Source organism: Methylobacterium sp. FW306-05-D (genome assembly GCF_058782155.1).
This window is the reverse complement of sequence record NZ_JBYSXL010000026.1, coordinates 42,162-55,633: the sequence shown is the minus strand read 5'-3', so window position 1 is coordinate 55,633 and position 13,472 is coordinate 42,162. Positions and strand designations below refer to the sequence as shown.

General features: G+C 69.5%; 16 protein-coding genes. 8 read left to right on the top strand and 8 right to left on the bottom strand.

The features are described from left to right. Positions 1-133: 133 nt before the first annotated feature. Both AC3WLN_RS11560 and AC3WLN_RS11555 read left to right on the top strand, forming a co-directional pair. Positions 134-1,003, top strand: coding sequence for a hypothetical protein (locus AC3WLN_RS11560; RefSeq protein WP_055958901.1), 870 nt, complete (start codon positions 134-136; stop codon positions 1,001-1,003). Between the two features lie 38 nt (positions 1,004-1,041). Continuing rightward, positions 1,042-1,641, top strand: coding sequence for a hypothetical protein (locus tag AC3WLN_RS11555; RefSeq protein ID WP_055958904.1), 600 nt, complete (start codon positions 1,042-1,044; stop codon positions 1,639-1,641). Positions 1,642-1,691: 50 nt separating this feature from the next. Here AC3WLN_RS11555 and AC3WLN_RS11550 read toward each other — a convergent pair whose 3' ends face one another. Next, entirely contained in the window at positions 1,692-2,033 is a 342-nt protein-coding gene (locus AC3WLN_RS11550) for a hypothetical protein (RefSeq protein WP_055958907.1), read from the bottom strand. A gap of 307 nt (positions 2,034-2,340) precedes the next feature. On the opposite strand from AC3WLN_RS11550, the gene AC3WLN_RS11545 reads away from it, so the two are divergent. Beyond that, positions 2,341-2,676 carry a hypothetical protein gene (locus tag AC3WLN_RS11545; RefSeq protein ID WP_055958910.1) on the top strand — a complete coding sequence of 112 codons (336 nt, stop codon included), beginning with the start codon at positions 2,341-2,343 and terminating at the stop codon, positions 2,674-2,676. Between the two features lie 366 nt (positions 2,677-3,042). On the opposite strand, the gene AC3WLN_RS11540 is transcribed toward AC3WLN_RS11545, so the two are convergent. Both AC3WLN_RS11540 and copM read right to left on the bottom strand, forming a co-directional pair. After that, positions 3,043-4,479 carry a YncE family protein gene (locus tag AC3WLN_RS11540; RefSeq protein ID WP_055958914.1) on the bottom strand — a complete coding sequence of 479 codons (1,437 nt, stop codon included), beginning with the start codon at positions 4,477-4,479 and terminating at the stop codon, positions 3,043-3,045. After that, positions 4,476-4,931, bottom strand: coding sequence for a CopM family metallochaperone (gene copM, locus AC3WLN_RS11535; RefSeq protein ID WP_055958917.1), 456 nt, complete (start codon positions 4,929-4,931; stop codon positions 4,476-4,478). The genes AC3WLN_RS11540 and copM overlap by 4 nt, the downstream gene beginning before the upstream one ends. 182 nt (positions 4,932-5,113) lie before the next feature. Between copM and AC3WLN_RS11530 the strand changes: the two genes are divergently transcribed. Genes AC3WLN_RS11530 through AC3WLN_RS11510 form a run of 5 tightly spaced genes read left to right on the top strand, consistent with a single transcriptional unit; the run spans position 5,114 to position 8,081 of the window. Next, the gene (locus tag AC3WLN_RS11530) at positions 5,114-5,497 is read left to right on the top strand and encodes a COG4315 family predicted lipoprotein (RefSeq protein ID WP_055958920.1); all 384 of its coding nucleotides are present in this window, start codon (positions 5,114-5,116) and stop codon (positions 5,495-5,497) included. Between the two features lie 13 nt (positions 5,498-5,510). Continuing rightward, the gene (locus tag AC3WLN_RS11525; protein WP_055958922.1) at positions 5,511-6,020 is read left to right on the top strand and encodes an RNA polymerase sigma factor; all 510 of its coding nucleotides are present in this window, start codon (positions 5,511-5,513) and stop codon (positions 6,018-6,020) included. Then, positions 6,017-6,826 carry an anti-sigma factor family protein gene (locus tag AC3WLN_RS11520; RefSeq protein WP_492481276.1) on the top strand — a complete coding sequence of 270 codons (810 nt, stop codon included), beginning with the start codon at positions 6,017-6,019 and terminating at the stop codon, positions 6,824-6,826. Before AC3WLN_RS11525 ends, AC3WLN_RS11520 begins: the two co-directional genes overlap by 4 nt. Next, positions 6,823-7,713, top strand: coding sequence for a LysR family transcriptional regulator (locus tag AC3WLN_RS11515; RefSeq protein ID WP_055958927.1), 891 nt, complete (start codon positions 6,823-6,825; stop codon positions 7,711-7,713). Before AC3WLN_RS11520 ends, AC3WLN_RS11515 begins: the two co-directional genes overlap by 4 nt. Further along, entirely contained in the window at positions 7,710-8,081 is a 372-nt protein-coding gene (locus tag AC3WLN_RS11510; protein WP_055958930.1) for a YidH family protein, read from the top strand. The genes AC3WLN_RS11515 and AC3WLN_RS11510 overlap by 4 nt, the downstream gene beginning before the upstream one ends. A gap of 3 nt (positions 8,082-8,084) precedes the next feature. On the opposite strand, the gene AC3WLN_RS11505 is transcribed toward AC3WLN_RS11510, so the two are convergent. The 5 genes from AC3WLN_RS11505 to AC3WLN_RS11485 form a co-directional block, all read right to left on the bottom strand. Continuing rightward, positions 8,085-9,170 carry a molybdopterin-dependent oxidoreductase gene (locus AC3WLN_RS11505; RefSeq protein ID WP_055958933.1) on the bottom strand — a complete coding sequence of 362 codons (1,086 nt, stop codon included), beginning with the start codon at positions 9,168-9,170 and terminating at the stop codon, positions 8,085-8,087. Positions 9,171-9,260: 90 nt separating this feature from the next. Beyond that, positions 9,261-10,244 (bottom strand): beta-propeller fold lactonase family protein, encoded by a 984-nt coding sequence (locus AC3WLN_RS11500; protein ID WP_055958936.1) that lies wholly within the window; start codon positions 10,242-10,244, stop codon positions 9,261-9,263. Between the two features lie 185 nt (positions 10,245-10,429). Further along, positions 10,430-10,768, bottom strand: a complete 339-nt coding sequence (locus tag AC3WLN_RS11495) for a c-type cytochrome (protein WP_055958939.1) — start codon at positions 10,766-10,768, stop codon at positions 10,430-10,432. A gap of 11 nt (positions 10,769-10,779) precedes the next feature. Further along, positions 10,780-12,003: a molybdopterin-dependent oxidoreductase gene (locus AC3WLN_RS11490; RefSeq protein WP_055958942.1), complete on the bottom strand. Its 1,224-nt coding sequence runs from the start codon at positions 12,001-12,003 to the stop codon at positions 10,780-10,782. 244 nt (positions 12,004-12,247) lie between these two features. Beyond that, complete coding sequence (locus AC3WLN_RS11485) at positions 12,248-13,309, bottom strand: YeiH family protein (RefSeq protein WP_055958946.1); 1,062 nt, start codon at positions 13,307-13,309, stop codon at positions 12,248-12,250. Between the last annotated feature and the right edge of the window lie 163 nt (positions 13,310-13,472).

Genomic DNA, 13,472 nt, shown 5'->3' with positions numbered 1-13,472 from the left:
GCGGGGCACCGGGGAGGCTCCTTGTGAACGCAGATCAATATGCATTAGCTGCACCTTTATGTCAATATCGCCATTGAAAATGACTATGCTGCGTATTAGTCTGCGTTAGCTATTTTATCCTGTGGACACGCCCATGCCCTGGTTGACTGCTCCCCCGTTGGATTTCGAAGACCTGCCCTGGCGCCTGGTCGGCGAGCGCCAGCGCTACGGGAACGCCCGCCTACTCCACGTCCTCGACGCCATCCCGCAGACGTTCCAGGACGCCTATCGCGGGGCGCGCGCCGAGATGATCGGCGCCGGCTACAGCTGGACGGACAAGGCGAACGCCCGCTCGCCGGACGGCACGCTCCTGCCGTGCTGGTGGACGAGCGAGGCCGAGGTCGACGTGCCCGCGCTCAGGGCCGCCGTCGACGCGGCGTTGGCCAAGGCGGGCGCCCGGCGCGGGGCGGCCGACCGGCGGGCCGAACAGCGGGCCGAGGCCGACGAGGTTCTGACGGCACCGATTCGCCAGCGTTTGCAGGACCTCGTGGCGAAGCGGCTGTGGTCTCTGGGGAAGGAGCTGGCATCCGCGCGTGAGCTGATGACGGCGACGTCCTGGACAGCGTACGGCGGGCGGATTGCCGAGCGGTGGCTGGAGGCCGCTGAGGCCAACAGGGTGCGTGCAGAGGCGCGCCTCGCCCGCCCGGCCATGCCGCACTGGCTCGCCCGCGCCCAGGACCCGGCCGTCCGGGCCGCCGTCCACGAGGGCCTGAAGTACCTGGCCGAGCTCGACGAGGACTGGGCGTCCGAGGAGAACGGGCGCGGCTATTCGCAGGCGACCTCCTGGACCGGGCACGCCTTGGCCGAGCGCGACGGCCTCAGCGAGCTGGAGGCCGCGCACGGCCTCCAGCTGCTGCACGGGCATCGGCGGCAGCTGCCGCCCTACCTCGCCTACCGCGCCCTCGGCATCGCGTCGGCGACGAGCCGGGAGGCCCCGGCTGGTGGGTTGCTGCCCGCGGCGTGAAGCTCCCCCCGTCACCCTCAGATCGAAGGACCTGCCCCGTGCGCATCCTCTACGCCCTGCTCGCCGCCCTCGCCGCCGCCCTGTCGGCCCCCTTCCGGATGTTGGGTTTCGGGGGCCCGCCCAACCCGGCGGCGGTGATGGCCGCGGCGGCGCTCGCCGATCGGGATGGGGACGACGAGGCCCCGATCGACGACGGCCAGTACGTCCTCGGCCTGCTCATCCGCGAGCACGCCCGGCGCCGGGTCGTCGGCACGAAGCCCAGCGACGAGGCGATCCCCGCCCTGCCGCCGCTCATCGCCGCGTGGCTCGACAGGCTGACGCGCGAGCAACTTTTCGCGGCGTGGCGCGCGCCGGCGCGGATCCTGGAGCAGCATGTCCTTGGCGGTCCCGAAGGCCGCATGCGGTGCGAGCTCGGCCTCGTCACGCCCGCGGCGATCGTTGCGCTCCCGATCCAGACGGCGGCGGGCAAGGACGGCGCGGCCGGCAAGGGCGGATCGTCCTCGGGCGGCAACAGGAACAAGCCGGCGGCTGAGGCGGCGGCGCCCGCGCAGGAGATGGACCTCGTCGACAAGCTGGCCTTGGCAGGCCTCACGATGGAGGAGTGCTACGCGAGCGCCCCGGCTGGCCCCCGCCGCTGACGCCTCGGACCCTGCCGACGACCGAGCCCGCCGGATCGCCCCGGCGGGCTTTACTGTGCCCGGATGCGGCCGTCGCGGACGGCCTCGACGAGGCGAGCGAGGTTCGCCTCGGCCCGGTCGGCACGGGCGCGCTCGCCGTCGACGGCGCGCTCCAGGGTGGCGACCTCGGCGCGCGCGGCGGCGGTCTCGGCCTGCGCGGCAGCGAGTAGCCGGCGGACGCGGTGGAGCTCCCGGGCGACGGCCTCGACGGCGCCGAGGTCGGCGAGGTCGCGCTGGCGCTGGAACTCGCGCAGGCCGTCGAAGGCCCCCGCCACGGCGGAGTGCCCGAGGGCGAGGCCCTGCGCGACGCGGAAGGAGCTGTCGACGGTGAAGGAACGGGTCTCGTGGGACATCGGCTTCTCTCCGGGCGGGGCGATCTCACGACTCAATTCGCGCCTGGCCGGGACTCCCCGTCAACCCGAAGTCGAAGGGATCCACACGGCATGGTGAACGATCCGTTTCCGGGGGTGCTGCAGCACGCGTCCTGAGTGATTGCGGATTTCGCTCTTGATGAATCGCCGATGTGGAAAACTGAAACGCCCAAAAATATGCTGAGGAAATGCTGCGCTCAGCACGAGGTGCGCACGAGGGCGTGCCGAGAGGGTGTCGAGGGCGTGACATGTCATGGTGCCTTGCACCTCGTCACGGCATCATCCGCCCATGAGCACTCCCCGCCCCTCATTCTCGGCCGCCCGTGCACGCGAGGCCAACCGCGCCGCCAAGGCTGCCTCCCGCGCCCGGGCAGCGGAGGCGGGCGCGCCGGATCCGGCGACGCTCGACCGCGCGATCGCCGACGGGCTGGCGGTCGTCATTGCAGGCGCTCCCAAGGGGTACCGCCTCGCGAGCCCGATCGACGCGGGTGCGGTCATCCTAGCGGCGGCGGCCGCGCTCAAGGCACGCACAAAGCGGGGCCTAGCAGCCGGGAAGAACCCCGTCATCTACCGCCGGGAGGCCGTCTCAGCGGCCCTGGCGGCCCGTCTCGGGCTGGATCCCTGAAGCCTGAAAGTTCGCAATTTCCGCGTTACACTGGATAGGAGTAACGGGGGGAGGAGATGAGCTGGTCGAAAGCACTCGACTGACGCGTCGCCTCTTCGCGGCACCTTCCTCTACGCTGGAGAAGCTGCCGGTCGGGGCGTGTCCCGATCTAGTGGTCCGAACCTGACGCTTGGTACCCACCTGCGAAGTCGCAACTGGTGGGAAGCGGACCCTGACCCTTCGCCCTGAAGCGGACGTTCCGCCTCCGACCCAACTAGGTCATAGGAGCAATCTAACGGCGGCCTCGAAAGCAGACGTTGCAGCCGGACGCGCGCTGCGAACGCATGCTCTCGGATTCCCGCTTCCCGCGCTCGTGAGGCCGCCCGTTCAATCCACAGTCTGCATCTGGACGACGCCGCCGAGTTCACCGGGCTTGCCCGAGACCACCACGAGGTAGCGCCGGCTCGCGCCGGCATCCGTGCGGGTGATCTGGCGGATCGGGCCGATGGCGTTGACGATGGCCGCGCCGGCCGGGTTGGTCATGAAGGCGGCGAGCGGCTCCAGGCCGGCGGCCCCCTTCGGATCGGCGGCGAGCGCCAGGACGAACGGCGTCTTCGGCGCCAGTCCCGTGACCGCGGCCTGCAGGGTCTGCAGCACGCCCTGGTCGAACAGGGTCACCTGCGTCGCCGGCTTGCCATCGGTGCCTGCGAGCGTCAGCGCGCTGGTCTTGCCGGCTGCGCCCAGCGGCTGGAGGTTCTGCTTTCCGTCCCCCTCCGGCACGGCGTTCGGGACGTAGGCCACGCCCTGCGGCCCCTGGCCGATCGGAACCTCGGCGATCACGGTGTTCGATGCGGTGTCGATCACCGCCGCCTTGTCGGCGTTCTCTAGGCCGACATAGACGCGGCTGCCGTCGCCCGAGGGCCAGAGCCCGTGCGGCAGGGCGCCGGTCGGGATGGTGGCGACCTGGGTGAAGTCGTCGGTGCGGAACACCTTGACCTGGTTCAGGCCGCCGATCGTCACGTAGGCGAACTGGCCGGCCTTGGTCGAGACGATGTTGACGTGGTTGGTGATCGGCCCGGTCTCGATGGTCTTCAGCGGCGCGAAGGGCGGCGTCGCAGAGAACACCTGGGTCCGGCCGACATCCTTGAGGGTCAACCACACCTGCTTGCCGTCCGGTGTCGCGGCGATGTCGGGGCAGAACGGGCTCTCCTGCTTCACGCGCCCGACGATGGTGTGGGTCTTCGTGTCGATCACCACCGTCTCGGGGCTGAAGCTGGAGCAGACATAGCCGTAGGCGCCGTCCGGCGAGAAGATCGTCATGCCGGGCCCGTTCGGCACGGTGATCCGGCGCGTCTCCTTGGCGGTCGCGGCATCGAGTACGGCGATGTAGTCCTCGCCGCGCACGCTCACCCAGGCCTCCCGGCCGTCCGGCGTGAAGAAGGCCTCGTGCGGCGCGCGGCCGACATAGGCCGTGTGGCGGACCGTGTTGGTCGCCGTGTCGATGAAGCTCACGGAGTTCGAACCGATCGAGACCGCGAGCAGCGTCCTGTGGTCGGGCGAGAAGCCCATGCCGTGGACGAGGAGCTGGCCGCGATAGAGCGGGCTCAGGTTCATCGGCGTCGGGTCGCCGAGCCGGATCACGCCGAGCAGGACGTTGGCGGCGGGATCGACCACCGAGACCGTGTTGGAGAACTGGTCCGAGGTGTAGAACCGGTCCCTGCCGCTGACCGGCACGTCCGGTGCGGAGGCTGCGCCCGGGGCCTGCCCGGCGAGAGCCGAGCCGGAGAGCAGCGCGAGCGCGAGGAGGGTGAGGGCGGTCTTCATCGGCAGATCTCCGAAGGCATCTCGGCGGCAGGGGCCGTGCCATGGTGGTGAAGGTGGGCGGCTGCGGCGGACGAATCCGGCGCGGGAGGGAGATCGGCGAGCGCCCGGCGCATCACCGCGATCTCCTGGCCCTGTTCGACGATGATCCCCTGCGCGAGGCGGCGCAGGACCGGATCCTTGCCGTAGAGCAGCTCCGCCTGGGCCATCGCGATCGCGCCCTCGTGGTGCGGGATCATCATCGCGGCGAAGTCGCGGTCCGGATCGCCCGAGGGCGGGACCATCATGTCGGCATGCATCCGCGTCATCGACTGCGCCATCACCGCGTCGAAGGACGCGGAGACGACGGCCGGCGGCTCGGCAGCGGCCAGCGTCGGGGGCATCATCATCCGGCCGCCGACGAGGCCGCCGGCCATCACGGCGGCCGTGAGCGCAAATCCCAATGCTCCGCGCATGAGCCGTCCTCCCTGTTCGTTGTCGAGGGGAGAGATGCCGGGGAAACGGTTTTATTCCCTGGCCGGGGACGAATTCGCGGCCCTGCCGATGTGATCGATCTTTTCCAAATGTCAGTGGAATAGACGCGCCCGTTCGGCATCTCTCCCAATGCGGTCATGGTCGACCGCCGGAGACCTCACTCATGCGCACCATGCTGATCCGCGCCGCCTTTGCGGCCTTCGCCTTCTCCGCCGTCGCCGCCCAGGCCGCTGCGCCTGCGATGACGGCCGAGACTGCCAAGGGGCCGGCGCTCGTCGATGCCAAGAGCATGACCCTCTACACCTTCGACAAGGACATGGGCGGCAAGTCGATGTGCAACGGCCCCTGCGCCGCCAACTGGCCCGCCCTGATGGCGGCGCCCGGCTCGGCTGCTAGTGGCGACTGGACGATGGTGACGCGGGACGACGGCACGATGCAGTGGGCCTATAAGGGCAAGCCGCTCTACACCTTCGCCAAGGATACGAAGCCCGGCGACATCACCGGCGACGGATTCCTCAACGGTGCATGGCACATCGCCAAGCCCTGATCGGTAAAGCCTCGTGGACGAGATCGCTGCCCTCATCGAACCGCAGATCCCAGCGTTGCGGCGCTACGCCGTCGCGCTGTTACGGGACCGCGAAGCGGCGGACGACCTCGTCCAGGACACTTTGGAGCGGGCGTTGTCCGGCTGGTCCGGACGCCGCCGCGACGGCGACCTGCGGGCCTGGCTGTTCACGATCGAGCGCAACCTGTTCCTCGGCACTGTTCGACGCCGGGGCCGGCGCGGCGTCGATCTCGGCGCGGAGGCTTTGGAGCAGGTGCCTGATCCGGGTGCCGACCCCGAGACCGCTATGGGAGCCCGTGACGTGCTCACCGGGCTCGATGCGCTGCCCGAGGAGCAGCGCTCGGTGCTGCTGCTCGTCGCGGTTGAGGATCTGTCTTATGCGGAAGCGGCCCAGGTGCTCGGAGTACCGCTCGGCACGGTGATGTCGCGGTTAAGCCGAGCCCGGGAGCGGATGCGAAGTTTTCTGGAAACGGGCCGAACCGGCTTGTTGAGGAGGGTAAAATGAGCGGGGATCCGCGCCCGGTCGGCGAGGACGACCTGCACGGCCTGATCGACGGTCGTCTGGAACCGGAGCGGCAGGCGCTGGTCGAGGCATGGCTCAGGGGAAATCCCGCGCGGGCGGCCGAGGTCTCGGCGGATCGCGCCTTGCGCGAGCGCTTGCGTGCCCGCCTCGCGCCGATCGCCGAGGAGGCGATCCCGGCGCGGCTCAGGGTCGCCAATATCCGCTCGCGACATCGCCCGATAACCGGGCGCTGGCTTCCGGTCGCGGCTGCGGCCGTGCTCTGCCTCGCGGTCGGCGGTGCCGCCGGCTGGTTCGGCCATGCCGTGCGGCAGGTACCCACGGTCACGCTCGCGCGAACCGAGCCGGCGACCGACGACGCAGTGGCGGCCTTCCGCACCTACGTGGTCGAGGCGGTGCATCCGGTGGAGGTGCGCGCCGACGAGAAGCCGCACCTCGTGACGTGGCTCTCGAAGCGCCTCGGCCGGGCGGTGACCACCCCCGACCTCACGGCCTACGGCTTCCGCCTGATGGGCGGCCGGCTGCTGCCGGCGGGTTCCGAATCCGCCGCGATGATGATGTACGATGACGATCACGGCACCCGGCTGACGCTCTACAGCCGCGTGGGCGATGCGGATGGCCGCACGGTGTTCCGCTTCGCCCGCGAGGGCGATGTCGCTGCCTTCTCCTGGGTCGATGGCGGCATGTCCTACGTCGTGACGGGTCGCACCGACGAGGCGCGGCTGTTGACCGTCGCGCAGGCGGTTGACGCGCAGGTCCGTGGATTGCCGGTTCCGCCGCGGCAACCATGACCCTCGACCAACTCCGCATCTTCGTGGCCGTGGCGGAGCGGCAGCACGTGACCCGGGCTGCAGAGGCGCTGAACCTCGTCCAGTCGGCAGTCAGCACGGCGATCGCCAACATCGAGGGGCGGCACGCCACCAAGCTGTTTCACCGGGTCGGCCGCGGGATCGAGCTGACCGAGGCGGGACGCGTGTTCCTCGTCGAGGCCCGCGCCGTACTCGCCCGGGCCGAGGCCGCCGAACTGGTGCTCGCCGACCTCAGTGGCATGCGACGCGGGACGCTGGCCCTCTATGCCAGCCAGACCATCGCCAGCGACTGGCTGCCGCGCCACCTCGTCGCCTTCCGCCGGGCCTACCCTGAGATCGCCATCCGGTTGGCGGTGGGCAACACCACCGACGCCGCCGACGCGGTGCGCGCGGGGCAGGCCGAACTCGGCTTTGTCGAGGGGGCGCTGGACGACCCGACGCTCGCGAGCACGACCATCGCGCAGGACCAACTGGTCCTCGTGGTCGCCCCTGGCCATGCCTTCGCCGAGGCGACCCACCTCGAACCCGAAAACCTCGCCGGGGTCGATTGGGTGCTGCGCGAGGCGGGATCGGGAACCCGCTCGGCCTTCGAGGCGGCCCTGGGTGCGGCCGGCCTCGCAGCCGCCCAGCTTCGGGTCACGCTCGAACTGCCCTCTAACGAGGCGGTCCGCGCCGCCGTCGAGGCCGGGGGCGGGGCCGCCGTCCTGTCCGAGACCGTGGTCGCCGCCGCGCTTCGGGCCGGGACCCTGGTCCGGGCGGCGTTCGACTTACCGAGCCGGCCGTTCCGGGTGCTGCGCCACAAGGAGCGCTACCGCAGCCGGGCCGCCGACGCGCTTCTCGACCTGATCGCGACAGCGAATGCCGGATGAGCGAGCTCGCGAAACCCGTGCCCCCCGACGATCCCCGGGTGAGACTCGCCGAGGATCGGACGGTTCTAGCGGCCGAACGCACCTTCGTGGCGTGGCTTCGCACCGGGCTCGCGTTCCTAGGCGTCGGCCTCGCCGCGCAGCGCTTCCTGCGGGAGGTGCTCGCGGTCTGGCCGCTGAAGGTATTGTCGCTGACGCTGATCGGCTGCGCGCTCGCCTCATTCGCCGGCGCCGTGTGGCGGGACCGGGCGATCCGGGCACGGCTCGCCCATTCCGAGATCCCGATGATGCCGCGCCTCCTCACCGTCGGGATTGCGGCCCTGCTCATCGCGATCTCCGGCCTCGCGGCCACCGCCCTGCTCTGGGCGTGAGGGTCAGGCCACCGTCACTCGCACCCGGTGCCAGGCGGCGCTGAGGTAACCCTTGTAGTTCCAGGTGTCGTCGGGGGCGGCCGGCTGGGTCTGGCCGGCGGAATCCCAGGCCCGCACCGCGAGCTCGTGCTCGCCCGCGGTCAGTTCGCGCTCGATCTCCCAGAACGTCCAGGCGTAGGGCGCGTCGGCATCGCGCTTGATCCGGGCTTGCGCCCAGCTGCGGCCGCCATCCGTCGAGACGTCGACGCGGGCGACCGCGCGGTCGCTGGCGATGGCGTAGCCGCGGATCGCGTGCCGGCCGGCCTTCAACGCAGCGCCGCGGGCGGGCTCGCAGATCGCGCTGTTCAACGGCATCGCCTCGATGGTGATGCCGTGGGCCGGGTCGGCGGTCTCGGCCGTCACGTCGGGCGGAAACAGCTTGTAGTCGTCGGCCTGCATCGGGTTGTCGGAGGGCCGGTCCTGCACCGTGATCCGGGCGAGCCATTTCGGGCTGCGGATGCCGGCAAAGCCCGGCACCACCACGCGTAACGGATGGCCGTGCTCGGGGGCGAGAGGCTCGCCGTTCATCGCGAAGGCAAGCAGCGTCTCGGGCGCCAGCGCCTTGGCGAGCGGGATCGAGGCGCCGAAGCGCGTGTCCGTGTCCGCGATCCGGTCGTGGCTCTCGAAGGCGACGTGGCGCTCATCATCCGCTTTGATGCCGGCCGCGCGCAGCACGTCGGCGAGCCGCACGCCGGTCCATTCCGCATTACCGATGGCGCCGGGCGCCCACGGGTCGCCGGAGACCGGGGCCACCGCCAGCATGTCGGCCCGGCGGTTGCCGGCGCATTGCATCACCGCCGTCACGGTGACGGGCGCGAAGCGTTCTTTGAGATCGGCGAGGGAGAGGTCGAGGGGCGTCGCGACCATCCCGTCGACGGTCAGGCGGTAGCCGTCGGCGTCGAGGTCCGGGATGTCGCCGTGGCTGCGGACGTAGAAGTCGGCTTGATCAGTCAGGAAGGCGGCCCGCAGGCGATCGAGCGGCGGCTCGGCGTTGTAGGGCGTCTTTCCGTGGACGATGAGGCGGTCCTTGCGCTGGAACAGGCCGAGCATGGGGTCTTTGTCCTGCGTTCGCGACGTGTCGAGATCGAGAACGCGCCCGGCGCCGAAAGGCACCCCCCCCCCCCCCCCCCCCGCGACGCTTCACGGCTTCATCGTCGAAACCACCGCGTTCTTCGCGCGGTCGACCACGGCCACGCTGAGGTCGCGGTTGAGGACGTACGCGTGGGCGTTGTCACTGGAGAATGCGATCGCCTGGCGCGGCTCGTTCAGCCCGGTCACCGTGGCGACGACCTTGAGCGTGTCGGTGTCGATCACCGAGAGCGAGTTGTCCTTGAGGTTGCCCGAATAGACGAAGCGCCCGTCCGGGGTCAGCGCGGCACCGTAGGGGTCCTTGCCCACCGCGACTTCTGACGTGACCTTGCGGGCGGCGACATCGACCACACTGACGGTGTTGCGGCCGCTGTTGGCGGCAAACAGCGTCTTGCCGTCCTTGGTGATCGAGATGGCGCGCAGCTTGTCGAACCCGGCGATCTCGCTGGTGATCTTGTTGGTGGCGGTGTCGACCAACGTGATCTTGTCGCCGAGGAAGTTCGTCACGAACACGGTCTTGCCGTCCGGCGACAGCTTCACGCCTTGGCGCGGCTGCGCAAAGCCGGGGATCACGGCGACTGCGAGCATGGTCTTGGTGTCGAACACGGTCAGCGTGCTCGCGGCCTCGTTGTTGACGTAGAGCTTTGTCCCGTCGGCCGAGAGCACCGTGCCGAACGCACCGGGGCCCGCGGCAAGAACGCCGGCTTCTTTGCCGGTGCCGGTCTCGTAGACCGTGATCCGGCCCGTGCCGCTGTCGGAGACGTAGAAGCGGGCGCCGTCCGGCGCGAACACGATGTTGCGCGGCGTGACGAAGCCGTCGAGGCGGCGGAGCACCGTGCCCTTGGCGACGTCGTAGACGATGACGGCGCTCTCCTCGCTGTTCGACACCGCGGCGACCGTGCCGGCGGCGTTCAGGGCGAGCGCGTTGTTCTTGATTGCGCCGTCGAAGCCGGCGGCGAATCCAGGTTGGTTCTGGGTGAGGAGCAAGGCAGCTCCGGCGAGGAGGGCGCGGAGGCTGGTACGGACGTGGGTCATGAAGCGTGTCTCTCGGGCATGCGCCCTCGTTCGACGGCCTGGGGCCGGCCGTGCGGGCGAGTTCGAAATCGGATTGCGTCGTGCGGGACCGGTCAGGCCGTGCATCGCCTTAGGGAGATGCCAGCGAGGGCGGTCTATTCCCCGAGGCCGGCGAAAAAAGCACGGCGGCCTCGGGATTCGAGGGTTCAGGGCGTGGGCTTCAACGCCGTGAGGTAATCGACGATGGTCTGCACATCGGCCTGATCGACCGGCGCTTTGTAGACGTGGACCATCTTGTTCACGGTCTCGGTCCACTGCGCCTTCGTGAGCTTGGGCTGGGTCAGCACCATCCCGGCCGAGTGGCAGGCGAGGCAATTGTTATTGACCGCCTCGGCTCCCGGCCCGTCCGGAAAGATCCGGTCGGACGTCGGAAATTCGATCGATTGCGAACTGAAGCGCATCGGCTCGGGAGCAGGCGCCGCGAGCGCCACCAGGGGAGACAGGATGAGCGCGGCGATGAGGGCCGCAGGGCGAATTGTGTTCATGGCTGTTCTCCTCAAGCGGCCTGGAAGGACACGGTCTCGATGCCGTTCTGCATGAAGCCGTTGGCGTTCCAGACTCGGTCCATGCCTTGCGCGACGCCCTTGGTATTGGTGCAGCGGACCCTGACCGTGTGGGTCCCGGCGGCCAGCGCCGGCAGGCTGCCGTCGAAGCGGCGGAAGCTGTAGGGGCCCTCGTCGGCACCGAGTTGCGCCGGGAACCACGTCGCCCCGCCGTCGCCGGAGAACTCGACCGCCTTCACCCCACAATCGCCGCCGAACGCGATGCCGCGGATGGCCACCGGCGTTCCGGCCGCCACCTTGGCGCCGTCGGTCAGGTTGGTGACGAACGAGCGCGGCACCATCCTGTTAATCGGCACTGTCTTGAACCCTGTCTGCCCGGGCTTGATGTTAGCACCCGGCACGTCGGGAATACGGTAGGCGGTCTTCATCCAATATTGTTCGTCGGGCTTGTCCAGCACCTCGATGTCGGACAGCATCTTGACCCAGTAGGTTGAGTACCAGCCCGGCACCACGAGCCGGAGCGGGAAACCGTTGAGCAGCGGGAGCTGCTCGCCGTTCATCGCGTAGGCGATCATCACCTCACCATTGTTGGCGTGGTCGAGATCGAGGGACTTCTTGAAGTCCGGCGCGTCGTCGACCACGGGCTCGTCGAGGCCGTTGAAGCGCACCTGCACGGCACCGGCCTTCACCCCGGCCTTTTCGAGCACGTCCTTGAGGCGCACCCCGGTCCAGCGGGCGTTGCCCATTGAGCCGTTGGCCCATTGCGCGCCGGGCACCCGCGGCTCGAACAGCCCGCGTGAATTGCCCGAGCACTGGTTGACCGCGGCGATCTCGAAGCGCGGCAGGCCGGCGATGGCATCGAGGGAGAGCGAGAGTTCCTTCTCCACATGGCCGTGGACCTTGAGCCGGAAGGTGCCGGCATCGACCTCGGTCGGGATCGAGGCCCAGTGCCAGCGCACGTAGAAGCGGTCGTTGGGGGTGAACACGCCCGCGTCGAACACCGAGAACGGCGTCTCCAGCAGCGGCGGATGGGTGCGCTGGAGGATCATCTCGCCCTTGCCCGGAAAGGCGGTGGTCAGCGCCCGCTCGTCCGGGCCGCCGGGCAGCGGCAGCTTCACCGAGCCCGCGGCCCAGGCCGGCAACGCGGCGCCGAGGCTGCCGAGCCCGAGTCCACCCAGGACGAGGCGGCGGTTCGTCGGTCTGTCCAATCCGTGCATGGTCTCTCCCCTTGAAGAATGTCGGCGTCGATGCGTTCGAGCGCATCGGGCCTCGTGGCGATTCCTCGCGACAAGGGAGATGCTACGGAAAGCGATTTATTCCCTCCAACGGTCTTTCGCGATGCGAACGATCTCCCGGTGCGATGATTCGAGAATTTTCAATCTCCCGCTTAATCCGGATTTCTTCGGGGCATCGCGCCGGATGAAAACCTGGATCGGTGGTGGAGCCGGATCCACACCCGGATCAGACAAGGCCCAGCACGTGGATCAGGCCGAGGCTGACGGCGCCGAGCGCGAGGAGCGAGGCGACTACCGCCAGCGTCACCCGCGCCCCGGCCTTGGCGACGCTGCGCACGTCGACCCCGAGGCCGAGCGCCGCCATCGAGACCACGGTCAGCACGTTGGCGGTCTCCGACATCGGCGCGAGCGCGACCTGCGGGATCAGCCCGGCCGAGCGAAGTCCCGCGAGCGCGAGGAATGCGAGGATGAACCACGGCACCAGGCGGTGGATCGCGAGGCTGGCGCGGGCCGGGCGGTCGCCGGCTGTGACGCCGGGGGCGGCCTCGTCGGTCTTCTCGCCCAGCCGGCTCGCGCCGAGCGAGAGCACCAGGACGACCGGGCCGAGCATCAGCACCCGGACGAGCTTCACCAGGGTTCCGACCTGGACGCTGAGTGCCGCGACCGGCGCGGTGGCGGCGAGAACCTGCGGAACAGCGTAGACGGTGAGGCCGGCGAGCACCCCGTACTGCATCGGCGAGAGACCGAGCAGGGGCACCAGTAGCGGCAGCCCGAGCACCACCAGCACGCCTAGAACCGCGGTGAAGGCGATGGAGGCGGCGACGTCCTCGCCGTCGGCACCAATCACCGGCGCCGTGGCGGCGATGGCCGAGTTGCCGCAGATCGAGTTACCGCAGGCGACGAGGATCGCCATGCGCGGGTGCAGCCCGAGCGCCCGACCGATGCCGTAACTCGACAGGATCGCCACCGTGACGACGCCCGCGATGCCGAAGAGCAGACCCGGACCGGCCGCCAAGATCGTCGCGAGGCTGAGCGAGGCCCCGAGAAGAACAACCGCGATCTCCAGTACGGTCTTGGCCCCGAAGGCGATGCCGGGAAAGAAACGTTGCGACGGGGTCCAGGCCGTGCGGATCGCGCTGCCGAGCAGGATCGCCAGCACCAGGGCTTCGAGCCAGGCGCGACCGAACAGATGCGCCTCGACGGCCTCGAAGCCGACCGCTGCGGCGGTGACCGCCACGCAGAGGCCCAGTCCCGGAAGGATGGCTTTCGTGCCGGCCAAGGCGCCCATCGATCGAGGGTGGGAGAAAAGTCTGGGCATGGACATGGATGGCTCCGATGTGATGCCAGAGAATCCCATGTCCCTTTCATTCACTCCAACGGAATGATCAGATGTTTCCCATCAACGGAATAGATGAAAAGGGGCCCCTTCGCGGCTTGCGGAGATCCATTCT

Excerpts from the sequence above, each read along its gene's own strand:
- AC3WLN_RS11560 (WP_055958901.1), top strand. The coding sequence starts at position 134 with ATGCCCTGGTTGACTGCTCCCCCGTTGGATTTCGAAGACCTGCCCTGG.
- AC3WLN_RS11550 (WP_055958907.1), bottom strand. The coding sequence starts at position 2,033 with ATGTCCCACGAGACCCGTTCCTTCACCGTCGACAGCTCCTTCCGCGTC.
- AC3WLN_RS11545 (WP_055958910.1), top strand. The coding sequence starts at position 2,341 with ATGAGCACTCCCCGCCCCTCATTCTCGGCCGCCCGTGCACGCGAGGCC.
- AC3WLN_RS11540 (WP_055958914.1), bottom strand. The coding sequence starts at position 4,479 with ATGAAGACCGCCCTCACCCTCCTCGCGCTCGCGCTGCTCTCCGGCTCG.
- copM (WP_055958917.1), bottom strand. The coding sequence starts at position 4,931 with ATGCGCGGAGCATTGGGATTTGCGCTCACGGCCGCCGTGATGGCCGGC.
- AC3WLN_RS11530 (WP_055958920.1), top strand. The coding sequence starts at position 5,114 with ATGCGCACCATGCTGATCCGCGCCGCCTTTGCGGCCTTCGCCTTCTCC.
- AC3WLN_RS11520 (WP_492481276.1), top strand. The coding sequence starts at position 6,017 with ATGAGCGGGGATCCGCGCCCGGTCGGCGAGGACGACCTGCACGGCCTG.
- AC3WLN_RS11515 (WP_055958927.1), top strand. The coding sequence starts at position 6,823 with ATGACCCTCGACCAACTCCGCATCTTCGTGGCCGTGGCGGAGCGGCAG.
- AC3WLN_RS11510 (WP_055958930.1), top strand. The coding sequence starts at position 7,710 with ATGAGCGAGCTCGCGAAACCCGTGCCCCCCGACGATCCCCGGGTGAGA.
- AC3WLN_RS11505 (WP_055958933.1), bottom strand. The coding sequence starts at position 9,170 with ATGCTCGGCCTGTTCCAGCGCAAGGACCGCCTCATCGTCCACGGAAAG.
- AC3WLN_RS11500 (WP_055958936.1), bottom strand. The coding sequence starts at position 10,244 with ATGACCCACGTCCGTACCAGCCTCCGCGCCCTCCTCGCCGGAGCTGCC.
- AC3WLN_RS11495 (WP_055958939.1), bottom strand. The coding sequence starts at position 10,768 with ATGAACACAATTCGCCCTGCGGCCCTCATCGCCGCGCTCATCCTGTCT.
- AC3WLN_RS11490 (WP_055958942.1), bottom strand. The coding sequence starts at position 12,003 with ATGCACGGATTGGACAGACCGACGAACCGCCGCCTCGTCCTGGGTGGA.
- AC3WLN_RS11485 (WP_055958946.1), bottom strand. The coding sequence starts at position 13,309 with ATGGGCGCCTTGGCCGGCACGAAAGCCATCCTTCCGGGACTGGGCCTC.